Raw genomic sequence first — 21,483 nt, forward strand, 5'->3', positions numbered from 1 at the left:
CGGACGGACGTTCGCGGCTGCCGGGGGACCTGTCCGGCAGCCCCGGCGGCGCGTCTACAGCGACGGCAGGGCGGGGAGCGGCTCACTTGCGGAGAGGCCGCTGCCCGTGCTGCGGCCGGTCAGCCAGCCGACCAGGGCCGTCGGGTTTCCCGCGATGACGAGTGTGCTGCTGCCGACGGATTCGGGGGCGCCCGTGTGCCAGCTGCCGCCGTCCTCCGTACGGAGTTCGATGGAGTCAGGAACGCCGGGATGGCCGGAGAAGCGCCGCGCCATGTTCGCCAGCTCGCGCTCGACGAACTCCCCGGGGAGATCGTCCAGCCCGTAGCCGATGCCGAGATCGACGTGGTGGAGCTCCACCTCGATCCAGCGCCGGAAGGGGATGGCGCGCGCGAGGTCGGTCACACCGTTGCGGAGTTCGACGGTGCGCTCCCAGTCGGCCTGGCTCCGGGCGGCGAAGGCGCCGTCGAGCCGGGTGGCGGTGTCCCGCACGTCCGCGAGGTGTTCGGCGACCGTGCGCGGGGCGTCACGCTCGATGTCGCCGTCACGGGCCTCGCTGCTGACGTACATGGGACGGCCGGCGAGCGCATTGAGCAGGGCGTCGGCGTTGCGCGCGAGGTGGGCGAGCACATGCCCCCGGGTCCAGCCCGGCAGCAGCGAGGGCTTGGACGCGGTGGCGTCGTCCAGCTGTGCGACGGCAGCGAGAAGACGGTCGGTGGCGTCTTTGAGGGCGGCGGCGTCGGCCACGGGATCGGGCGCGGGTGCGGGGTTCGCGGGCTGCGTCATGATCCTCAAGCTAGCCCGGCTGTCCGCGGCGGCCAAGACCTCGTCACGGCGGCGGAGTTCGACGGCCCGACGCGGGGGCTGCGGAAGGGAACCGCCGAGGGCTCCGTTCACGTGGCGTGAGTCACGGATCACCTCCCGCTGCGGCCCTGGTATGCGGCTCTCTCTGCGGGGAGCTGTGCGGCGAGGACCACCCCCGCCGACGGGCCGCAGAGCCCGGACGGAACAACTTCGGGGTGAGAAGTGCTGTTCGTTAGTCGACTCCGACAGCACCAGCCCCGAGGGTCATAAATCGAATGCACGTGCTATAGGCTCGGAGGGCGGCACCGGGCCGATCCGGGACACACTCGGACGGCGCCGCCTCTAGTCTTGGTCCGGGGGGCTCCTGCGCAGTCGGGGCACCCTGCTTCTCACATGAAAGGTGCCAACCGGCGTGGCCTCTGACCGTCTTCTCGTCCGTGGCGCTCGCGAGCACAATCTCCGGAACATCTCGATCGATCTTCCGCGCGACTCGCTGATCGTCTTCACCGGCCTCTCGGGGTCGGGCAAGTCGTCGCTAGCCTTCGACACCATCTTCGCGGAGGGCCAGCGCCGCTACGTGGAGTCGCTGTCCGCCTACGCCCGGCAGTTCCTCGGCCAGATGGACAAGCCCGACGTCGACTTCATCGAGGGCCTCTCCCCCGCGGTCTCCATCGACCAGAAGTCGACCTCCCGCAACCCGCGTTCGACAGTCGGCACCATCACCGAGGTCTACGACTACCTGCGGCTGCTCTTCGCCCGCATCGGCAAGCCGCACTGCCCCGAGTGCGGGCGGCCCATCGCCCGGCAGTCGCCGCAGGCGATCGTCGACAGGGTGCTGGGCCTGGAGCCGGGCAGCCGCTTCCAGGTGCTGTCACCCCTGGTGCGCGAGCGCAAGGGCGAATTCGTCGACCTGTTCAACGAGTTGCAGACCAAGGGCTACAGCAGGGCACGCGTCGACGGCCAGACAGTCCAGCTCTCCGAGCCGCCGAAGCTGAAGAAGCAGGAGAAGCACACGATCGAGGTGGTCGTCGACCGCCTCACCGTCAAGGACAGCGCGAAGCGGAGGCTCACGGACTCCGTCGAGACGGCTCTCGGGCTGGCCGGCGGCATGGTGATCCTGGACTTCGTCGATCTGGACGAGGACGACCCGCAGCGCGAGCGGATGTTCTCCGAGCACCTCTACTGCCCGTACGACGACCTGTCCTTCGAGGAGCTGGAGCCGCGCACCTTCTCCTTCAACTCCCCCTTCGGCGCCTGTCCGGACTGCACCGGCATCGGCACCCGCATGGAGGTCGATCCGGAGCTGATCGTCCCGGACGAGGACAAGTCGCTCGACGAGGGTGCGCTGCACCCCTGGTCGCACGGGCACACCCGGGACTACTTCGGCCGTCTGATCGACGCGCTCGCCGACGCGCTCGGCTTCCGTACGGACATCCCCTGGGCCGGGCTGCCGCAGCGCGCCAAGAAGGCGCTGCTGTACGGGCACAAGACGCAGATCGAGGTGCGCTACCGCAACCGGTACGGGCGTGAGCGCGCGTACACCACCGCCTTCGAGGGCGTCGTGCCCTTCGTCAAGCGCAGGCACCAGGAGGCGGAGACCGACAGCAGCCGGGAGCGCTTCGAGGGCTACATGCGCGAGGTGCCCTGCCCCACCTGTGACGGCACACGGCTGAAGCCGATCGTGCTCGCGGTGACCATGCAGGGGAAGTCGATCGCCGAGATCTCGGCGATGTCGATCAGCGAATGCGCCGACTTCCTGCGGGAGATGACGCTCAGCGACAGGGACAAGACCATCGCCGAGCGTGTCCTCAAGGAGGTCAACGAGCGGCTGCGCTTCCTGGTCGACGTCGGCCTCGACTATCTCTCGCTCAACCGTGCGGCGGGGACGCTCTCGGGCGGCGAGGCTCAGCGCATCCGGCTGGCGACCCAGATCGGTTCGGGTCTGGTGGGTGTGCTGTACGTGCTGGACGAGCCCTCCATCGGGCTGCACCAGCGCGACAACCACCGCCTGATCGAGACCCTGGTCCGCCTCCGCGACCTGGGCAACACGCTGATCGTCGTCGAGCACGACGAGGACACCATCAAGGCGTCCGACTGGGTCGTGGACATCGGCCCGGGGGCGGGTGAGCACGGCGGCAAGGTCGTGCACAGCGGCCCCATGAAGGAGCTGCTGGAGAACGCCGAGTCGGTCACCGGGGACTACCTGGCCGGCAGGAAGAGCATCCCGCTCCCCCAGATGCGCAGGCCGGCCGACCCCGATCGGCAGCTGACCGTGCGGGGCGCCCGCGAGAACAACCTCCGCGACATCGACGTCTCCTTCCCGCTCGGCGTGCTCACAGCGGTGACGGGCGTGTCCGGCTCGGGCAAGTCCACCCTCGTCAACGACATCCTCTACACGCACCTCGCGCGGGAGTTGAACAACGCCAAGTCGGTGCCCGGGCGGCACACGCGGGTGGACGGCGACGACCTGGTGGACAAGGTCGTGCACGTCGACCAGTCGCCGATCGGCCGGACGCCGCGCTCCAACCCGGCGACGTACACAGGTGTCTTCGACCATGTGCGCAGGCTGTTCGCCGAGACGACGGAGGCGAAGGTCCGCGGGTACCTGCCGGGGCGCTTCTCCTTCAACGTCAAGGGCGGCCGGTGCGAGAACTGCTCGGGCGACGGCACCATCAAGATCGAGATGAACTTCCTGCCGGACGTCTTCGTGCCGTGTGAGGTCTGCCACGGTGCCCGCTACAACCGGGAGACCCTGGAGGTCCACTACAAGGGCAAGAGCATCTCCGAGGTGCTCGACATGCCCATCGAGCAGGCGATGGACTTCTTCGAGGCGGTCCCCGGGATCGCCCGGCACCTGCGGACGCTGAACGACGTCGGCCTGGGTTACGTGCGGCTCGGGCAGCCCGCCCCGACTCTCTCCGGCGGTGAGGCGCAGCGCGTGAAGCTGGCGAGCGAGCTGCAGAAGCGCTCCACGGGCCGCACGGTCTACGTGCTGGACGAGCCCACCACCGGGCTGCACTTCGAGGACATCCGCAAGCTGATCTCGGTGCTCGACGGCCTGGTCGAGAAGGGCAACACGGTGATCGTCATCGAGCACAACCTCGATGTGATCAAGACCGCCGACTGGGTCGTCGACATGGGCCCGGAGGGCGGCTACGCCGGCGGTCTGATCGTCGCCGAGGGGTCACCGGAGCAGGTCGCGGCGATCCCCGCCAGCCACACGGGGAAGTTCCTCCGGGACGTGCTGGGCGACCGGGTGAGCGACGCGCCGCCGTCGGCGCCGCGCAGGCCCGGAGCGTCCGGGGCGCGCAAGCGGGCGGCGAAGCCGAAAAGCGCGGCGAAGTAGCCGAGCGCGGGCAGCCGCAACCACAGACACAGAGCAGACAGACGGGCGCCGCACAGGCAGTGCGGCGCCCGTCGCGTGCTCCGGCACCTCGGCACAGCGGGCGGGCACCGGCGTCTCGGTCCCGCCGGGGTGCGTCCCGCCAACTCCGTCGCACAGCACGGGAGTTGACGGACATGTTTATTCATCGACTTTCCTCCGGACATCTGGTGCAGTCCGCCTGCCGCTGGGACCCTTCGCCACGGTGTGCGCAGATAGCGCATGAAACACCCGTGTTTGTAGGGGATGCTGTGATACGAGTTCACTCACGCCGTAGGGTCCTCGCACGGCCACTGCTTCCGGCAGTGGCCGTTTTCTCTGCCCTGACGCTCTGTCAGGCACCGACTCCCCCCACCCCCACGAGCCCCGTCCACCACTCCTCGATCACCCTCAACAGCAAGCCCGCAGCCTTCGCCGGCGGCGAGGGGATTCCGGACGGCGACGGCATGGAGCTGTCCCGCACGAGCCGTCCGGTCGCGCCCGGCGCCCGGCTGACCTCGTTCCAGCGTCTGGAGTCCGACAAGTGGCTGCGGGCGGACGCCCTCAGCGTCGAGCTGGGCGGCGGCACGGGCGGCACACGTGCCGACTACCTCTCCTCCGGCGAGGTCTCCACCCGCAGAACGGTGACCGAGCAGGTCAAGGCATACGATCCGGGCAAGGGCCGGCGAACCGTCGCCGCGCTGAACGCGGACTTCTTCGACATCAACGAGACGGGCGCGCCGCTCGGCCCCGGAGTACGCGACGGGCGCGTCACGCACTCCCCCGCCGCCGGCAACAGCGAGTCTCTCGGCATCGGCCCGAAGGCGGCGGGCCGCATCCTCGACCTGTACTTCGACGGGACCCTCACCCTCCCCGACGGCACGGAGACGCTGAACGCGTACAACGCCGCCAACGTGCCGGAGAACGGCATCGGGGCCTACAACTCCCAGTGGGGCGAGGCGGATCGGGCACTGACCACCGACAGCGACCCCGAGTCCGCCGAGGTCACGTTGCGGCGTGGCCGTGTCACCTCGGTCGCCGAGGAGCCCGGCGACGGACCGATCGCCGAGGGCACCACCGTTCTCATCGGCCGCGACGCCGGTGCGAAGCGGCTCGGCTCGCTGGAGAAGGGCGACCGCGTCTCGCTCGAGTACCACGTGCGTACGGACGACGGCGGCCCCGTACCGCGGACCGCTGTGGGCGGCCGCGGCCTGCTCGTCGTGGACGGAAAGCCGCAGGACTGGGAAGGCAGACCGAACAACGCGACGGCACCGCGTACCGCGGTGGGCTTCTCCAAGGACGGCTCGACGATGCACGTGCTGACCGTGGACGGCAGGCAGGCGGCATCCGGAGGCGTCACTCTCACCGAACTCGCCCTGATGATGGAGGACTTGGGGGCGTACAACGCGATCAACCTGGACGGCGGCGGATCGTCGACCCTGCTGGCCCGCGAGCCGGGCGCCCGCAGCCCGCAGGTGGAGAGCGCGCCCTCCGACGGAGTGGAGCGCGAAGTGCCCAACGGGCTGGCGCTGACGGCCCCGAAGGGCAGCGGCGACCTGAAGGGCTTCTGGGTGGAGACGGCCGCGGACCCCGTATCCGCACCCACCGCCGACAACATGCCCGGAGGACACCCCGACCGCGTCTTCCCGGGCCTGACAAGGAAGTTGACCGCCGCGGGCCACGACGAGACGTACGGCCCCGCCGAGGGCAGTCCGCAGTGGTCCGCCGCACGCCCCGGCGTCGGACGGGTCGACGGCGCCGGTGTCTTCCACGCGCACCACGCGGGCTCCACGGACGTCACCGCACGTCAGGGGCATGCCCACGGCTCCACGAAGCTGTCGGTCATCGGCGAACTCGACCGCATCCGGCCCACCCGGGAGCGCGTCGGCCTCGCCGACGGCGACGCCGAAGGTTCCTTCGGCCTCATCGGCTTCGACGCGCAGGGCACCAGTGCACCCGTCGATCCGGCGGACGCGGCCCTGGACTACGACAGTTCGCTCTTCGTCGTCGAACCGGACGCCGCACAGGGCGGCTTCAAGGTCAAGGCCCGCCCGGGTGAGGAGTCGGCGTCCGGCATCGTCACGGTCACGGTCAAGGGCAGGACCACTCAACTCGCCGTCACCGTGGGGCTGAACGACCAGAAGGTGGCCGCCTTCGAGGACGCCGCGGACTGGAAGTTCAGCGCAGCACGCGCGGAGGGCTCCCTCGCCTCGGAGCCGGAAGGGCACGAGGGTACGGCGCTGAAGCTGACCTACGACTTCAGCCAGTCGACGGCCACACGCGCCGCCTACGCCACCCCGCCCCGGGAGGTGCCCGTCGCGGGTCAGCCGCAGAGCTTCACCATGTGGATCAAGAGCGACGGCAAGGGTGCGTGGCCCTCGCTCCATCTCAAGGACGCCGGCGGGACCGATCAGGTGCTGCGCGGCGACCTCCTCGACGAGGAGGGCTGGCAGCAGATCACGTTCGACGTCCCGGAAGGCGTCTCCTATCCGCTGCGGCTGCACCGCTTCTACCTCGCCGAGACCCGGCCCGCCGAGCAGTACACCGGCGAGGTCGTGCTGGACGAGGTGGTGGCGCGCACTCCGCCCGACGTCGACCTGCCCGCTGCCGCCCCCGTGCACGATCCGCTGATCTCGACGGCAGCGGACGTGGCCGGGCGCGACTGGCGCTTCGCGGTGATGTCGGACGCGCAGTTCGTGGCGCGCGATCCGGACAGTGCGGTGGTGCGGCAGGCCCGCCGGACTCTTCGCGAAATACGTGCCGCGGAGCCGGACTTCGTGCTCATCAACGGCGACCTGGTCGACGAGGGCTCCAAGGAGGATCTGAGCTTCGCGCGCAAAGTGCTGGAGGAGGAACTGGGTGACGCCGTCGACTGGTACTACGTGCCCGGCAACCACGAGGTGATGGGTGGCAGCATCACGAACTTCGTCGACGAATTCGGCCCGGCGCAGCGCACGTTCGACCACAGAGGCACCCGGTTCATCACCCTCGACACCTCGTCCCTGACCGTCCGCGGCGGCGGCTACGCACAACTGCAGGACCTGCGGCAGCAGTTGGACGCGGCTGCCAAGGATCCGTCCGTCTCGTCGGTGTCAGTCGTGCAGCACGTGCCGCCACGTGACCCGACGGGCCAGCAGGCCAGCCGGCTGACGGACAGGATGGAGGCCGACCTGCTGGAGAGATGGCTGAGCGAATTCCGTGCCCGCTCGGGCAAGGGGGCACTCTTCATCGGCTCGCACGTGGGTGTCTTCGACGCCTCACGCGTGGACGGCGTCCCGTATCTGGTCAACGGCAACTCGGGCAAGGCGCCGGCGGCGCCGCCCGGAGAGGGAGGCTTCACCGGTTGGTCGCTGCTCGGCGTGGAGCAGGGCTCTCCGCGGCACGGACAGGAGTGGTTCGCGGCCCAGACCAGAGCTCACGTCGACGGCCTCGCGCTGCAGGCTCCGGAGGAGCTCCAGGTGGGCAAGTCTGCTCGGGCGTCGGCCGAAGTGACGCAAGGCGAGGGCGAGTCGGCGCGGAAGGTGCCGGTCGGCTGGCCGCTCAGTGCCGACTGGTCGGGCTCCGGCGACCTCTGCATCGTTGACGGAGGGAAAGGGAGGCCTTCGCAGCATGGCGGGAAGAGTTGCTCCGCGACCTACGACCCGGGCTCCGGCGCACTCACCGCTCAGCGGCCAGGGACGGTCACCCTCACCGTGGAGGTCAACGGTGAGCGCTCGGACCGGCAGGTGAAGATCACGCGATGATGCGCCTGGCGGACCGATGTGCTCGGTGAGCAAGTAGGTCCTCACAGGTGAGCCGACGGTGCTGTCCGGGCCTTCAACGGCCCGGACAGCACCGGCACTTGCTCGCAGCCCCCGCCTGTACCGGGGTGCGGTGCCTCAGACGTCGACGTCCTTCTTGTCTCCCCGGCCCTTCTCTGCGGCGTCCGCCTTTCGGGAGGCGTAGAGGCTCGTGATCGTGGTGACGACGAGGACCGCGCAGATCACACCGAGAGACACCGGAATGCTGATCTCCGGCACGTGCACTCCGTACTCGTGCATCGCGTGCAGCACCAGCTTCACGCCGATGAATCCGAGGATGATCGACAGCCCGTAGGAGAGGTGCACCAGCTTGCGGAGCAGACCGCCGATGAGGAAGTACAGCTGCCGAAGGCCCATAAGCGCGAACGCGTTGGCGGTGAAGACGATGTAGGGGTCCTGGGTCAGACCGAAGATCGCCGGGATCGAGTCGAGCGCGAAGAGCACGTCTGTCGTGCCGATGGCCAGCATCACGATCAGCATCGGCGTCATCAGCCGCTTGCCGTTCTCGACGATGAAGAGCTTGGTGCCGTGGTACTTGTCGGTGGAGGGCACCCGCTTCTCGATCATCTTCAGGAAGCGGTTCTCCTCGTAGGACTCCTCCTCGCTGTCCTCGCGGGCTTCCTTGATCAGCTTCCATGCCGTCCAGATGAGGAAGGCGCCGAAGATGAAGAAGATCCAGGAGAAGGTCGAGATGATCGCGACGCCGGCTGCGATGAAGACGGCCCGCAGCGCGAGGGCGATCAGGACGCCCACCATCAGCACCCGTTGCTGGTAGATCGTCGGGACGGCGAACTTCGCCATGATCAGGACGAAGACGAAGAGGTTGTCGACGCTGAGCGACTTCTCCGTGACGAATCCCGCGAAGAACTCAGCCGATGCCTGCCCTTCGCCGAAGACCATCAGCCCGACACCGAAGAGTGCGGCGAGGACGATCCACACCGTCGTCCACACTCCGGCCTCCTTGAGGGAGACCTCGTGGGGTTTGCGGCCGCCGATGAAGAAGTCGACGGCGACGAGGGCGCAAAGACCGACAACGGTCAGCACCCAGACAGTCAGGGAGACATCCATGAACGCATCCTCCGGCTCGCGTGTTCGCTGGGGCCGGAGGTCTCTTCCGCCCGGCGCGCCGAACGGACGCCTACCGGACCGACGGCCCGGGACCGGTCACATCCGGTCCGTATTGACGGGCACGCCGCGAATGATGGGAATACTCCCCTCCGCGTAAAGAAGAGTAAAGCAAAGCCAAGAGAACGTAAAGAATCCCTGGTCGGAGGGCTAGCGAGTTGGTCGGAGGTTCGCGGGCACGGCCATGATCGCGCTCGCCCGGACGGGGCGGCGAGCCCTCGGGCCGGACTTCGAAAGCCCGTCTCAGCCCTCGTTCCTGTACGTGCGGCGGGCCTGCGCCACCTCACGGAGGACCTGAGTGAGCACCTGACTTCCACGGGGGACCAGTGGCGGCTCGTACGTCCAGTGGTGCCCGACCCAGGGATCGGCCAGATGGTCGTCGGGCACGGGCGTGATGCGCATCAGGGCACGCCACAGCGGGCTGAGCAACGGCCCGTACTCGCGGGCGTCCTCACGGTCGGCGACCATCAGCAGGTTGACCCCGACCGACGGACCCTCGTCGGCGAGATAGCGCAGCTGAGTGATGGCCCGGTCGTCGAAGCCGTACGGGAAGTCGTGTACGAGGAGGAGCTGTTCGGCGGTGTCGAGGTCCGGCGGCAACGCGTCGGTGGCGCCGCTGCGGACGGCCATCTGCACCAAGTCGACGCGCTGCGTGAGCTTTTCGAGCAGCTTGCCGACGCCTGCGGCGCCGGTGGCGGGCGGCTCCGGCAGCACGCCGGTCTCCAGCAGGGGCGCGAGAGCGGCCGTGGCGGAACCGGCCGGATCGATCACGTTGAGCGTGAAGTCGCCGGGAGGATAGACCGCTGCAAGCCGGGCGGCGATCGCCGTAGCCGTCTCAGCGGCGAGACGGCGCAGCTCGTCGGAGCTCGCCACGGAGGCACCGCCGGCGCCGCTGTTGCCGGAGTCGATCCACAGGCCCCGCTCCAGCGGCAGGCGCGCAAGCATCGGAATCCGCAGACCGGCGCTCTCAGGAAGGCTCAACTCGCCCAGCCGCAGCGCCATCGGCGTCTCCATGGGCGCCGAGTAGGCATGCCAGACGGGGTTGTCCCAGCGCGCGTAGGCCGGAGGCAGCGCGGGCTCGACGACGTCCGCCTCGGCCATGAGCTGGCCCAGGTCGCGGTCGAGCGCCGCGCGGGCCCGTTCGACGAGCTGCGCCTGCTTAGAGCGTGCCTCGCTGCGCGCAGCGTCGGCGGCGGGACCCACTCGGGTGCGCGGGTCGGAGAGGACCTTGTCCAGCTCCGCTTCCATGCGCGACTCGGCGAAGTCGACCGCGGAGCGGTACGCCGCGACCGTACGGGCCAAGTCCTCGAACATGTCCCAGATCTGGTTGTAGAGCCGCTCGTCCATGCTCCAGCCGTTGGCGTCACCGGCGACCGGTGCGTGTGCGGCCTCGCCGCCGGGCGGCGCTGCCTGCGCACCAGCCGCCGCGGCTGCGGGGGCCGAAGTCTTCTGTGCCGCACGGCGCTTGGGGTGCTGATAGCTGATGCGGCCGTCGTCGGACGACGGCTCGGCGGGCGCCGGAGACTGGCCCCCGGTTGGCTGCTGGCTGCCAGGTGACGGGCCGTCGGGTGACGGGCTGCCGGGTGGCTGGCTGCCGACGTCGGGAACGGTGCCGGATGCCGTGGCCGACGGGCCTTGCGGACCGTCACCGGGAAGCCCGGCTCCCAGGACACCCTGGGTGCCTCCCACCGTGGCCTCGCGGCGGGCCCGGTCCTCGTCGGTACGCGGCGGAGGCGCCGCCACCGAACGGGCCATGCCCGCTGCGACGGCCTCGTTGATCGTGGCGGCCAACTCCTCGGCGCGAGGCAGCCCTTGGTCCGCGAGCATCGCCGACAGCCCTCCGGCATACCCCTGACCGACCGCCCGGACCTTCCAGTCGCCCTGCCTGCGGTACAGCTCCAGGGCGACGACGGCCGACTCGGCGTCTAGGCCGGCCGCCTTGTAGGTCGCGATCTCGGTGCCGTCGAGCTGAGTGACGGCCACGAAAGGGGCGTCGAGAACGCCGAAGGTCGAGGGCCCCCCGACGCCCGTGGGCAGTGCGAGCAGGAGATTGACGCGGTGCACTTCTTCGGGCAGGGCATCGAGATCCACCGCAAGGCGATGGTCGGCCGCGGCCTGACGGGAGACCTCCACACCGGGAAGGTGCGGATCGGCGGGGTGAGCTATCCACCCGGCCTCCCGCATGCGGCCCTGCTCGTCGTTGAGCGTCGCCCCCGCGATGACCGGCTTGGCCGCCGACACCCGGATCTCCAAACGGGCCTCTGGCAGAGGGTGGTTCTGCCCCCGGACCAGCTCGACCGACATCTTCGCCCCCTCGTCGCCCTGCTGTGCTCGTGTGCCTGGACCGCCCCTCGGGTCAGAGGTGCGGCACCATCGCGGGCATCAGGTCCTGGAAGGTACGGCCGTTGGTCGGGGCGCCCACGGCGGTCATCTGCCAGCCGTCGCCCTGCCGGTGCACCTTGGCCATGATCTGAGCGGTGTACTCCCCGCCGCCGGTGAGCGTGTAGCGCGCCAGCTCCTGGCCGTTGCTCTCGTCGACCAGGCGGCAGAAGGCGTTCTCCACCTCTGCGAAGGTCTGCCCGGTGAAGGAGTTGACCGTGAAGACGATCTGGTCGATGTGGACCGGGATGCGCTGGAGGTCCACCATGATGGCCTCGTCGTCGCCGCCCTGCCCGGCACCGCCCACCAGGTTGTCACCGGTGTGCTTGACGGAACCGTCGTCGCTGACCAGGTGACGGAAGAAGACCACGTCGACCGGCTGCTTGTCGGCGAAGAGGACAGCCGAGGCGTCGAGGTCGATCTCCCTGCTGCGCTTGCCGAACAGCCCCCGGCGCGGGGCCGCCTTCCAGCCGAGTCCCATCCGCACTGCCGACAGGGTGCCCCCGTCGCTCTTCTGCAGACTGATCGCCTGTCCCTTGGACAAGTTCACCGACACGTGCGTACCCCTCTCGACTTGCCGCTGCCACCGTTTCACTCCCGGTGGCCGTCACGCTCCGCAGCCTACGCATGCGCACGAAGCGCCCGGTCAGAGCGACCGCCTTTGTGTCGCTCTTGCAACACTCGGTCCGGTTCGCCTCATCCCCCGCCGCACCAGGGGCTACTTCAGCCCCGCCTCCTTCATCTGCCGCAGCTCCTTCTTCAGTTCCGACACCTCGTCGCGGAGCCGCGCCGCCACCTCGAACTGGAGCTCCGCGGCCGCCGCCCGCATCCGCTCCGTCATCTCCTCGATGGTCTCGGCCAGTTCGGCCGCGGGACGGTCCGTGAGCACCTCCGTACCCGCGCGCTGCTTCCTGCCCGCCGACTTCGCCGGCGTGGGTGCCTTGCCGTGGCCGGCGCGGTCCCCGCCGCGCCTCTCCTTCCGGTAACCGGAGCCGAGCAGCTGCTCGGTGTCGATGTCCTCGCGGGCGATGTCGGCCACGATGTCGCCGATCTTCTTGCGCAGCGGCTCCGGATCGATGCCGCGTTCCTTGTTGTAGGCGATCTGCTTCTCGCGGCGGCGGTTCGTCTCGTCGATGGCCTTCTCCATGGCCGGAGTGACCTTGTCGGCATACATGTGAACCTGACCGGAGACGTTGCGCGCGGCACGCCCGATCGTCTGGATCAGGGACGTGCCGGAGCGGAGGAAGCCCTCCTTGTCGGCGTCGAGGATGGCCACCAGCGACACCTCGGGCAGGTCCAGCCCCTCACGCAGGAGGTTGATCCCGACCAGGACGTCGAACTCGCCCGCGCGCAGCTCCCGCAGCAGCTCGATGCGGCGCAGCGTGTCGACGTCGCTGTGGAGGTAGCGGACCTGGATCCCCAGCTCAAGGAAGTACTCGGTGAGGTCCTCCGCCATCTTCTTGGTGAGGGTCGTGACGAGAACGCGCTCGTCCTTCTCGGCACGCGTACGGATCTCGTGGACCAGGTCGTCGATCTGGCCCTCCGTCGACTTGACCACGACCTCGGGGTCGACGAGCCCCGTCGGGCGGATGACCTGCTCCACATGGCCGTCGCCGCGGGAGAGTTCGTACGCCCCGGGGGTCGCCGACAGGTAGACCGTCTGGCCGATCCGCTCCAGGAACTCCTCCCATTTCAGCGGCCGGTTGTCGATCGCGGAGGGCAGCCGGAAGCCGTGCTCGACCAGCGTGCGCTTTCGCGCGGCATCGCCCTCGTACATCGCGCCGATCTGCGGGACGGTCTGGTGCGACTCGTCGATGACGAGCAGGAAGTCGTCCGGGAAGAAGTCGAGGAGGGTGTGCGGGGCGGTGCCCGGGTCGCGGCCGTCGATGTGCCGCGAGTAGTTCTCGATGCCTGAGCAGGTGCCGATCTGGCGCATCATCTCGATGTCGTACGTCGTGCGCATGCGCAGCCGCTGCGCCTCCAGCAGCTTGCCCTGCTTCTCCATCGTGGCCAGCTGCTCCTCCAGCTCGGCCTCGATCCCGGCGATGGCCCGCTCCATTCGCTCCGGGCCGGCCACGTAGTGCGTGGCCGGGAAGACGTAGAGCTGCTCGTCGTCCGTGATGACCTCACCGGTGAGCGGATGCAGCGTGGAGAGCGCCTCGATCTCGTCACCGAACATCTCGATGCGGACGGCCAGCTCCTCGTAGACCGGGAAGATCTCGATCGTGTCGCCCCGCACCCTGAAGGTGCCTCGGGTGAACGACATGTCGTTACGGGTGTACTGCACCTCCACGAAGCGGCGCAGCAGCTGGTCCCTGTCGATCTCCTCGCCGACCTTGAGCGGCACCATCCGGTCGACGTACTCCTGCGGGGTGCCCAGGCCGTAGATGCAGGAGACGGAGGCGACGACGACCACGTCCCGCCGCGTGATCAGGGAGTTCGTGGAGCTGTGGCGAAGGCGCTCGACCTCCTCGTTGATGGAGGAGTCCTTCTCGATGTAGGTGTCCGTCTGGGGGACGTACGCCTCGGGCTGGTAGTAGTCGTAGTACGAGACGAAGTACTCCACCGCGTTGTTCGGGAGGAGCTCCCGGAACTCGTTCGCCAGCTGAGCGGCCAAGGTCTTGTTGGGCGCGATCACCAGCGTGGGCCGCTGCAGCTTCTCGATCATCCAAGCCGTCGTCGCGGACTTGCCGGTGCCGGTCGCACCGAGCAGCACGACGTCCTTCTCGCCGCCGCTGACGCGCTGCGCGAGGTCGGTGATCGCGGTGGGCTGGTCCCCACTGGGCCGGTAGGGGCTGACGACCTCGAAAGGCGCCACGGTGCGTTCGATCTGGGTCTGGGGCCGCATGTCCACAACGGTACGACCGACCGCTGACAACCAGCTCCGGGCGAGGGCTACAAAGAGTCGCGGCACGTTCACACTCACGCCATTCCGGTTCTGCTTCCGTGTATCGCACAACGGGAAGCCTCTAGCTGACAGTGTTCGCACGAACGCGAGGAGTCCCGAATGTCGATGCGCCGTGCCGTAGCCGCCGCTACCGGTGTGCTCCTGGGAGTGTCAGGGCTCAGCTTCATCGCGACCCCGGCCCAGGCGGCCTCCCAGCAGAAGAAAGCCGACTCCGCACCCATCACCGTCGCCCACCGTGGCGCTTCCGGTTACGCGCCGGAGAACACCCTCAGCGCGGTCGAGAAGGCCGACAAGCTGGGGATGGACTGGGTGGAGAACGACGTACAGCGCACCAAGGACGGCGAACTCGTCGTCATGCACGACACGACGCTCGCCCGCACCACCAACGTCGAGAAGCTCTACCCGGAGCGGTCGCCCTGGAACATCTCCGACTTCACGGCCAAGGAGATCAAGCGTCTCGACGCCGGAAGCTGGTTCAGCGACGACTATGCGGGTGAGAAAGTCCCCACCCTGGAGCAGTACCTGAAGAAGATCACGAAGACCGGCCAGCGACTGCTGCTGGAGCTGAAGTCCCCGGAGATCTATCCGGGCATCGAACTCCAGACGCTCCGGGAGCTCTCCAGCCACGGCTGGCTCGACAGCAAGCACACCAAGAGCAAGCTGATCATCCAGAGCTTCAACGCCGACTCGGTCAAGACCACGCACTTCCTGAACTCCGCGGTCAAGACGGGCTTCCTCGGCAACCCGAAGGTCTCGGAGCTGGACTCCTACGCGAAGTTCACGGACCAGATCAACCCCACCCACAGCGCGGCGACCAAGGACTACATCAAGGCCGTGCACGCACGGAAGGGCCCGCTCGGCAAGCAGATGGAGGTCTTCACCTGGACGGTGAACGACGCATCCACGGCACGCACGGTCGACAAGGCCGGCGTGGACGGGATCATCTCCAACTTCCCCGACGTCGTCAGGGACGCGACCGGAGGCTGAACGTTTCCTCGGCGGAAGGCGGGACCGGCACCGGTCCCGACACCCCCCACTCCGCCAGCTCGTCCCCTCAGTTCCGCTTGATCCCCGGTCCACTCCCGCTCGATCCCCGGTCCCCCGAATCCCCGCGCCGCGACTCCGCTACCCCACTTCTCCGACCGCACATCTGACGAAGACGGCCGCGAGCCGCCGGGCCTCCCGGGCGAACGGCCGTTGTCAGAGGGCACCTCTAAGGTGCCCGCATGAACGAGACTCCGGCCAGTACGTCAGCCCGCAGCAGCACCTGGACGCTGCGGGAGACGCCTGTCGGCCCCCTGCTGCTCGCCGCAACCGACAAGGGCCTGGTCAACGTCGTCTTCCACGCGGACGCCGATACCGCCGACCGGGCCCTCACGCGGCTCGAAGGCCGCCTCGGATCCGCGCCGGTCCGCGTGGACGACGCCGCATCCCCCGACGCACCGGCTCCGCACCCCGCCCTCGCGACGGCCGCGGCAGAGCTCGACTCCTACTTCCGGGACGAGCTGCGCGTCTTCACCGTCCCGCTGGACTGGTCGTTGTCCGGCGGTTTCAACGAGCGGGTGCTGCGCGAGCTCTTCGCCTCCGTGCCGTTCGGCGTCACCGCCGGATATCAGGACCTCGCCGACAGGGTCGGCGAGCCCGGAGCGGCCCGGGCCGTGGGGGCGGCCATGGGATCGAACCCGCTGCCCGTCGTCGTCCCCTGTCACAGGGTCGTCGAGAGCGGCGGTGCCCTCGGCGGATTCGGCGGCGGCCGCGAGACCAAGCGCGCGCTGCTCGCTCTGGAGGGGCTGCTGCCGCAGCCGCTGTTCTGACGCTGTTCCGGCTCTGGGCCCGGACCTTCAGAAGACGCCGGTGGGCGGCGCGAGCGACGACAACCTCGTGCTCGCTGCGGGGTCCCACTGACGCCTGGCCGCCCCCGACTCCGGGCAGCCGCCCAGTCGAATAGGCGCGTTACTCCGTAGGCGTCCGCGGGTCGCCGCTGGCAGACTGCCGCACGTGACCGACACCAACAACGCCGCCGAGACGCCTGACATAGCGGCCGCCGACTCCGTCGCGGACGCTCCCGCCGCGCCAGCTCTTCCCGGCGCCGCCGAGCTCGTCGCCCTGCGCCGCCGCACCACGTCGGTGCTGGTGACCAGTCAGATTCTCGGCGGCCTCGGCGTCGCGACAGCCGTGACCCTCTCCGCCGTACTGGCACAGGAGGTCAGCGGATCCGAGGCGCTGTCGGGGCTCGCCTCGACCTCGTCGGTCATCGGCACGGCTCTCCTCTCGCTTCCGCTCGCGTCACTGATGTCCGCGCGTGGACGCCGCGCCGGCCTCACCGTCGCCTATCTCATCGGAGCCGTCGGCGGCGCGGTGGTCGTCGTCGGAGCGGTGCTGGGGAACTTCCTGCTCCTGCTGCTCGGGATGACGGTCTTCGGGGCGTCGAGTTCCGCCAACCTTCAGGCCCGCTACGCCGCCGCCGACCTCGCCGAACCGGACCAGCGGGCCAAGGCCATCTCCTTCGTCGTCTGGGCGACGACGATCGGCGCCGTACTCGGACCGAACATCGCCGCCCCGGCCGGACGCAGCGTCGTCGGCCTGGGAGTCCCCGCGACCGCAGGGGCGTTCGTGTGGGCCACCGCCGTCTTCATCCTGACCGCCGTGCTGATGCACCTGCTGCTGCGCCCGGATCCTCTGCTCACCGCCCGCGCGCTTGCGGCCGCCGAACCCTCCAAGGACGAGCACACCGCCGGGCCCGCCGCCGTCGGCGTCGCCGGAGAAGCCGAGGGGCACGCGGAGCCGAAGGCCGCACCCGGCCACTCCGCGAAGGAGGACCGTTCACTGCGCGCGGGTCTCGCGGCCGTCGCCGCCTCGTCGCACGCCCGTCTGGCAGTGGTGACCATCGCGGCGGCGCACACCGCCATGGTCTCGATCATGGTCATGACGCCGGTGGACCTTGGTCATCACGGCGCGGGCATCGAGCTGATCGGGATGGTCATCAGCGCGCACATCGTGGGCATGTACGCCTTCTCACCGGTCATGGGCTTCCTCGCCGACCGCTTCGGGCGGCTCGGTGTCATCGTCCTGTCCGTCGCGCTGCTCTCGTGTGCGGCCGCTCTGGCGGGCACCGCGAACGGCGACCACGTCCAGTCGGCGGCCGGCCTCTTCCTGCTCGGCCTCGGCTGGTCGGCGGGGCTGGTCTCCGGCTCGGCTCTGCTGACCGACTCCGTGCCGCAGGCGGCGCGGGCAGCCGTGCAGGGTGTCTCCGACCTCATCATGAACGCGGCTGCGGGCGCCGGCGGTGCGCTGGCCGGACTGGTCGTCTCGCAGGCGGGTTACGGCTGGCTCAGCGCGCTGGCCGCGACGCTGCTGCTGCCGGTGGCAGCCCTGGTGCTGATCAGCCTCTCCCGGCGGAGCGGCAGCCCGCCCCGCACATAGCCGAGGCCTACCGGGGATAGAGCTCGAAGGCGACGCAGTCCCGGCCGCCGTACCGCTCGGCGCCCATCCGCACACCCCACTCCACGACGGAGCGGGCGTAGCTCTCCACGGGCTCGTCGCTGAGCGCGGTGATGTAGGCACGGTGCTCGGCGAGCGAGGCCACCGCGAGCCGTACGGACTCCTCCCCCACCGGCACGGCATGCGTCGGTTCCGTGGACCCGGCGACGGCGACCCACCGCACGCCGCCCCACGGCTGGAGCCCCCCGCTCTCCAGCTGCTCGGAGAAGATCCAGCGGTTCCCGGCATCGCCGACGGCGTCGAGCACCGCCCGGCCGACCGCACGGTGGTCCGGGGTGTTCCAGGCACGACCGCCCCAGGTCTCCCGGTGATTGAGGGTGATCACGAGTTCGGGGCGGGTCCTTCGCACGACTGCGGCGATGTCCCGGCGCAGAGGCACGCCCTCCTCGATCATGCCGTCCCGGTGGTCGAGGAACTCCAGTGAGGTGACTCCGACCGTACGGGCGCTCGCCCGCTGCTCCGTATCCCGTACGCGGGCGCATTCAGCCGGTTCAAGGGTGTCGATGCCGGCCTCGCCGCGAGTGACCAGGAGGTAGCTGACCTCCTTGCCTGCGGCCACCCACTCGGCGACTGCCGCCGCCGCCCCGTACTCCATGTCGTCCGGGTGTGCGACGACGGCCAGTGCACGCTGCCAGTCCTCCGGCATCGCTTCCAGAGTCGTCCCGCTGCTCGTGGTCATGGCCGTCGTTCCGCCTTCCGTCCGGTGTGACACGTGCTCCTCGCGCCGTGTGGACGGTCACCGGCGAACCGGTCACTGACGTTCGAACGGCGTCCACTCGAGCTTCTCGCCTGTTCCCTCTCCGGGACGGCTTCCCCACTTCCGCCGGCCGTCCCGTTCCATCATCGGGTCGAGACTGACGAACAGCGTGATGAGCAGCAGAAGGAGCACCGGGCCGATCAGCACCGGCGTGAGTGTCCCCAGCGCCGAAGAGGTACCGGCTCTGCCGACGTCGCTGTACAGCCGGACGGTCATCGCTCCCATGCCCGTGTAGTGCATCCCGGTGAAGGCCAGCCCCATGATCAGAGCCGCGCCGAGCGAGGCGCCCAGGTGCTTGGCCTTCGTGGCGCACCACATCGCGATGGTCGTCACGACGACCGCGACGCCGACGGAGACTCCCACGATCCGGGTGTCGTAGCGGACGGCGCCACCGACGTGCATTCCCATCATGCCGAGGTAGTGGGTGGCGGCGACGCCGAGCCCCAGGATCACGCCGCCGCCGAAGGCGGTGGCCAGATTGCGCCGGTAACCCACGAGGAAGAGCGCGGCCGCGGAGACGAGTACGGCGAGAACGAGAGTCCCGTACGTCGTCAGCATGTCGTACTCGATGGGCGCGTCACCCACGCTGAAGCCCACCATGGCGACGAAGTGCATCGTGAAGATGCCGATGCCGACCGCGACGGCCCCGAGCAGCAACCACCCGCCCTGCTCGCGCTGTTGGGACGCCGGCGCCCGCATGGCGCATCTGAGCCCGACCGCACTGCCCAGACTCGCCATGGTGTAGGCGAGGGCAGGTGTGACCAGCCCGTAAGTGAAACCATTCGCCGGCAACGCCACGGCATTGAGCATTGTCATCCCCACCAGGAAACCCTGCCTGACCACAGGACCGTCACTTGACGAACACACATACGGAAACATCATGTTAGAGAACCGCACGCTTGTCCGCTCCCGTTTCGGACAAGCCCGTCACAACGGCTTCCGCGTCACATCCGGGTGTGAAGATCGCTCATCAGGCAGCCGGGGTACGCGAACCGGTCACCGCCAGCCGTGGAGCTGCTGCAATCGGTGCACGACACGGTTGAACCTCGCCCTGTCGAGTGCGCAGGCCTCCCGCCGCATTCCGTCCGGATGCACGCGCAGCACCCGTCCGGTGCCCACCCACGAGTCCCGTCCGCTGCGGTCCCACGGGCCGGCGCCGAGCGGCAGCCACTCCGACTGCCCGTCCCGCTCCCTGGACGTCAACTGCACGGCCAGCAACGTGCCTTGGTCCTCCCGCGCGACTATCAGCACCGGACGGTCCTTGCCCCTCCCGTCGCTCTCCTCGTAGGGCACCCAGGTCCATACGATCTCGCCGGGATCCGGGTCGCCGTCGGGGTCCGGCGCGTAGGCGGTCCGCACCCTTCCCATGCGTTCCGGCTGTACCTCGACGGTGGCGGCGTAGCCGCTGCTGCCGGGAAGCGGTGCGTCTGCTGCGTCGTTCGGATGGCTCATGCCGGGAACCTACCGCCAGGGGATGAGATCCTTCCTCGCGGGACGTCGGGGATGCCGGAGCGACCGGTGTGAGCGGCCGGCGGGACGGTTCGGATCGGTGTGGAGGACGGGATGGCGGCACGTGCCCTCGTGGTGCAGAACACTCCGAGCGGAGGGCCGGGCCGTCTCGGCTCCTGGCTCGAGGAGCACGGGCTCACGCTGGACGTCGTGCACGCCTACGCGGGAGATCCCCTGCCGGAGAAGCTCGCACGCCACCAGGCCCTGCTCGTGATGGGCGGCGGCTACATGCCGGACGCCGACGACCGCGCGCCGTGGCTCGCGCGGACCCGCGAACTTGCGGGCCAGGCCTTGGAGTCGGGCGTCCCCGCCCTCGGCGTCTGCCTGGGCGGGCAGTTGCTCGCGCATGTCGCGGGCGGCACGGTGCGCGCCGAGCACGGCCTGCCCGAGGCGGGGAGCACAGCTCTGACGCTGCGCCCCGAGGCCTCCGACGATCTGCTCTTCCGGGGTCTTCCGAGCCCCCTCAATGCCATCGAGCACCGGGTCGATGCGATCACCGAGCTGCCGCCGGGAGCGCGGTGGCTGGCCCGGAGTGAGCGCTGCCCGATCCAGGCGTTCCGGATCGGGGAAGGCGCCTGGGGTCTCCAGTTCCACCCCGAGGCGACAGCGCGCAACGTCGAGGGCTGGGACGCGGAGAAGCTTCGCGAACAGGGCTTCAACCGCGAGGAGTTGATCCGCGCGGCGGAGCGCGACGAGGCCGGATCGACCGCGACGTGGCGGGAACTGGCGCGCCGCTTCGCCGCGTTCGTGGCTCGTACGGCACCGCCAGGGCCGCCCTCGCGCTGAGATCTGTTCGCTGGCCGGCTCCCCCGCCACTGCGAGTTCTTGCTCCCTGCGGGCTCCTGCTTGCCGTCTACGCCTGCGCGCCGTTCCATGCCGGACGGCGGGGATCGTCGGCCCGTACGAAGAAGTCGGCGGCCTGCTCCGGGGCGACCTCGTCCTCGTAGCGGGCGAACGCCGGCAGCTTCCAGCGCTCGTCCTCCGGTGTCCGGCGCTCCAACGCCCCTGCGGAGAGCCCCAGATGCACTGCCAGGTCGAAGGGGAACCAGCGCCCCAGCAGGAAGGGTCCGTGCAGCAACATCACTCCCCCTGAGGGGAGTTGCACCCGGGGGCTCCGGGTCGGGCGGTCCGCTGCGGCGTGGCGCAGGTCTGGCAGCACACGACCGTCACCGTCTGCCTCCAGCGGGTCGAAGACCTCGCGCCAGAGGGCTCCGGTGTCGTACCAGATGTCGTAGTAGGCGTCGGAATCCTGCTTGCCGTACTCCAGGCGGAGCGAGGCGGCACGCAGAAAGCCGTCAGCGGCGATGACGAGCGCCGGCCGCCCCCGCAGGCGCAGCGCCTC

The 21,483-nt window shown here is 69.5% G+C and carries 15 protein-coding genes; 6 read left to right on the forward strand and 9 right to left on the reverse strand.

The annotated features are described in order from the left end of the window. Positions 1 to 54: 54 nt before the first annotated feature. Positions 55 to 783 carry a maleylpyruvate isomerase family mycothiol-dependent enzyme gene (locus tag H5J26_RS09700; RefSeq protein ID WP_181765349.1) on the reverse strand — a complete coding sequence of 243 codons (729 nt, stop codon included), beginning with the start codon at positions 781 to 783 and terminating at the stop codon, positions 55 to 57. A gap of 430 nt (positions 784 to 1,213) precedes the next feature. Here H5J26_RS09700 and uvrA point away from each other — a divergent pair, with 430 nt between their 5' ends. Then, positions 1,214 to 4,147, forward strand: coding sequence for an excinuclease ABC subunit UvrA (uvrA, locus tag H5J26_RS09705; protein ID WP_419183774.1), 2,934 nt, complete (start codon positions 1,214 to 1,216; stop codon positions 4,145 to 4,147). 482 nt (positions 4,148 to 4,629) lie between these two features. Next, the gene (locus H5J26_RS09710) at positions 4,630 to 7,905 is read left to right on the forward strand and encodes a phosphodiester glycosidase family protein (RefSeq protein WP_181765361.1); all 3,276 of its coding nucleotides are present in this window, start codon (positions 4,630 to 4,632) and stop codon (positions 7,903 to 7,905) included. 135 nt (positions 7,906 to 8,040) lie between these two features. Here the strand turns inward: H5J26_RS09710 and H5J26_RS09715 are convergent, their stop codons facing one another. From H5J26_RS09715 to uvrB, 4 genes are all read right to left on the reverse strand, one after another. After that, positions 8,041 to 9,030, reverse strand: coding sequence for a TerC family protein (locus tag H5J26_RS09715; protein WP_181765351.1), 990 nt, complete (start codon positions 9,028 to 9,030; stop codon positions 8,041 to 8,043). Positions 9,031 to 9,330: 300 nt separating this feature from the next. Beyond that, a complete protein-coding gene (locus tag H5J26_RS09720; protein WP_181765352.1) occupies positions 9,331 to 11,391 on the reverse strand; it encodes a TerD family protein in 2,061 nt (686 codons plus the stop codon). A 52-nt stretch (positions 11,392 to 11,443) separates the two neighbouring features. Then, entirely contained in the window at positions 11,444 to 12,022 is a 579-nt protein-coding gene (locus tag H5J26_RS09725) for a TerD family protein (protein ID WP_181765353.1), read from the reverse strand. A gap of 162 nt (positions 12,023 to 12,184) precedes the next feature. Further along, positions 12,185 to 14,314: an excinuclease ABC subunit UvrB gene (uvrB, locus tag H5J26_RS09730; protein ID WP_181765354.1), complete on the reverse strand. Its 2,130-nt coding sequence runs from the start codon at positions 14,312 to 14,314 to the stop codon at positions 12,185 to 12,187. 159 nt (positions 14,315 to 14,473) lie between these two features. Between uvrB and H5J26_RS09735 the strand changes: the two genes are divergently transcribed. From H5J26_RS09735 to H5J26_RS09745, 3 genes are all read left to right on the forward strand, one after another. After that, positions 14,474 to 15,361, forward strand: coding sequence for a glycerophosphodiester phosphodiesterase (locus tag H5J26_RS09735; RefSeq protein WP_181765355.1), 888 nt, complete (start codon positions 14,474 to 14,476; stop codon positions 15,359 to 15,361). 239 nt (positions 15,362 to 15,600) lie between these two features. Then, complete coding sequence (locus H5J26_RS09740) at positions 15,601 to 16,188, forward strand: methylated-DNA--[protein]-cysteine S-methyltransferase (protein ID WP_181765356.1); 588 nt, start codon at positions 15,601 to 15,603, stop codon at positions 16,186 to 16,188. Between the two features lie 220 nt (positions 16,189 to 16,408). Then, positions 16,409 to 17,797, forward strand: coding sequence for an MFS transporter (locus H5J26_RS09745; protein ID WP_181765362.1), 1,389 nt, complete (start codon positions 16,409 to 16,411; stop codon positions 17,795 to 17,797). A 7-nt stretch (positions 17,798 to 17,804) separates the two neighbouring features. Here H5J26_RS09745 and H5J26_RS09750 read toward each other — a convergent pair whose 3' ends face one another. The 3 genes from H5J26_RS09750 to H5J26_RS09760 all read right to left on the reverse strand — a co-directional run bounded on the left by H5J26_RS09750 (position 17,805) and on the right by H5J26_RS09760 (position 20,084). Beyond that, the gene (locus tag H5J26_RS09750) at positions 17,805 to 18,554 is read right to left on the reverse strand and encodes a PIG-L deacetylase family protein (RefSeq protein ID WP_181765357.1); all 750 of its coding nucleotides are present in this window, start codon (positions 18,552 to 18,554) and stop codon (positions 17,805 to 17,807) included. Between the two features lie 72 nt (positions 18,555 to 18,626). Beyond that, on the reverse strand, positions 18,627 to 19,448 hold the full coding sequence (locus H5J26_RS09755; RefSeq protein WP_235980586.1) for an MHYT domain-containing protein: 822 nt from the start codon (positions 19,446 to 19,448) through the stop codon (positions 18,627 to 18,629). 180 nt (positions 19,449 to 19,628) lie between these two features. Continuing rightward, the gene (locus H5J26_RS09760; RefSeq protein WP_181765358.1) at positions 19,629 to 20,084 is read right to left on the reverse strand and encodes a type II toxin-antitoxin system PemK/MazF family toxin; all 456 of its coding nucleotides are present in this window, start codon (positions 20,082 to 20,084) and stop codon (positions 19,629 to 19,631) included. 111 nt (positions 20,085 to 20,195) lie between these two features. Between H5J26_RS09760 and H5J26_RS09765 the strand changes: the two genes are divergently transcribed. Next, complete coding sequence (locus tag H5J26_RS09765; protein ID WP_181765359.1) at positions 20,196 to 20,927, forward strand: type 1 glutamine amidotransferase; 732 nt, start codon at positions 20,196 to 20,198, stop codon at positions 20,925 to 20,927. 67 nt (positions 20,928 to 20,994) lie between these two features. Here H5J26_RS09765 and H5J26_RS09770 read toward each other — a convergent pair. Continuing rightward, on the reverse strand, positions 20,995 to 21,483 hold a 489-nt coding region (locus H5J26_RS09770; protein ID WP_181765360.1), incomplete at its 5' end, for a uridine kinase.

This window comes from Streptomyces albidus (ex Kaewkla and Franco 2022) (assembly GCF_013870515.1).
In the GTDB taxonomy this organism is placed as follows: domain Bacteria; phylum Actinomycetota; class Actinomycetes; order Streptomycetales; family Streptomycetaceae; genus Streptomyces; species Streptomyces albidus.

Excerpts from the sequence above, each read along its gene's own strand:
- H5J26_RS09700 (WP_181765349.1), bottom strand. The coding sequence starts at position 783 with ATGACGCAGCCCGCGAACCCCGCACCCGCGCCCGATCCCGTGGCCGAC.
- H5J26_RS09710 (WP_181765361.1), top strand. The coding sequence starts at position 4,630 with ATGGAGCTGTCCCGCACGAGCCGTCCGGTCGCGCCCGGCGCCCGGCTG.
- H5J26_RS09715 (WP_181765351.1), bottom strand. The coding sequence starts at position 9,030 with ATGGATGTCTCCCTGACTGTCTGGGTGCTGACCGTTGTCGGTCTTTGC.
- H5J26_RS09720 (WP_181765352.1), bottom strand. The coding sequence starts at position 11,391 with ATGTCGGTCGAGCTGGTCCGGGGGCAGAACCACCCTCTGCCAGAGGCC.
- uvrB (WP_181765354.1), bottom strand. The coding sequence starts at position 14,314 with ATGCGGCCCCAGACCCAGATCGAACGCACCGTGGCGCCTTTCGAGGTC.
- H5J26_RS09735 (WP_181765355.1), top strand. The coding sequence starts at position 14,474 with ATGTCGATGCGCCGTGCCGTAGCCGCCGCTACCGGTGTGCTCCTGGGA.
- H5J26_RS09740 (WP_181765356.1), top strand. The coding sequence starts at position 15,601 with ATGAACGAGACTCCGGCCAGTACGTCAGCCCGCAGCAGCACCTGGACG.
- H5J26_RS09750 (WP_181765357.1), bottom strand. The coding sequence starts at position 18,554 with ATGACCACGAGCAGCGGGACGACTCTGGAAGCGATGCCGGAGGACTGG.
- H5J26_RS09755 (WP_235980586.1), bottom strand. The coding sequence starts at position 19,448 with ATGACAATGCTCAATGCCGTGGCGTTGCCGGCGAATGGTTTCACTTAC.
- H5J26_RS09760 (WP_181765358.1), bottom strand. The coding sequence starts at position 20,084 with ATGAGCCATCCGAACGACGCAGCAGACGCACCGCTTCCCGGCAGCAGC.
- H5J26_RS09765 (WP_181765359.1), top strand. The coding sequence starts at position 20,196 with ATGGCGGCACGTGCCCTCGTGGTGCAGAACACTCCGAGCGGAGGGCCG.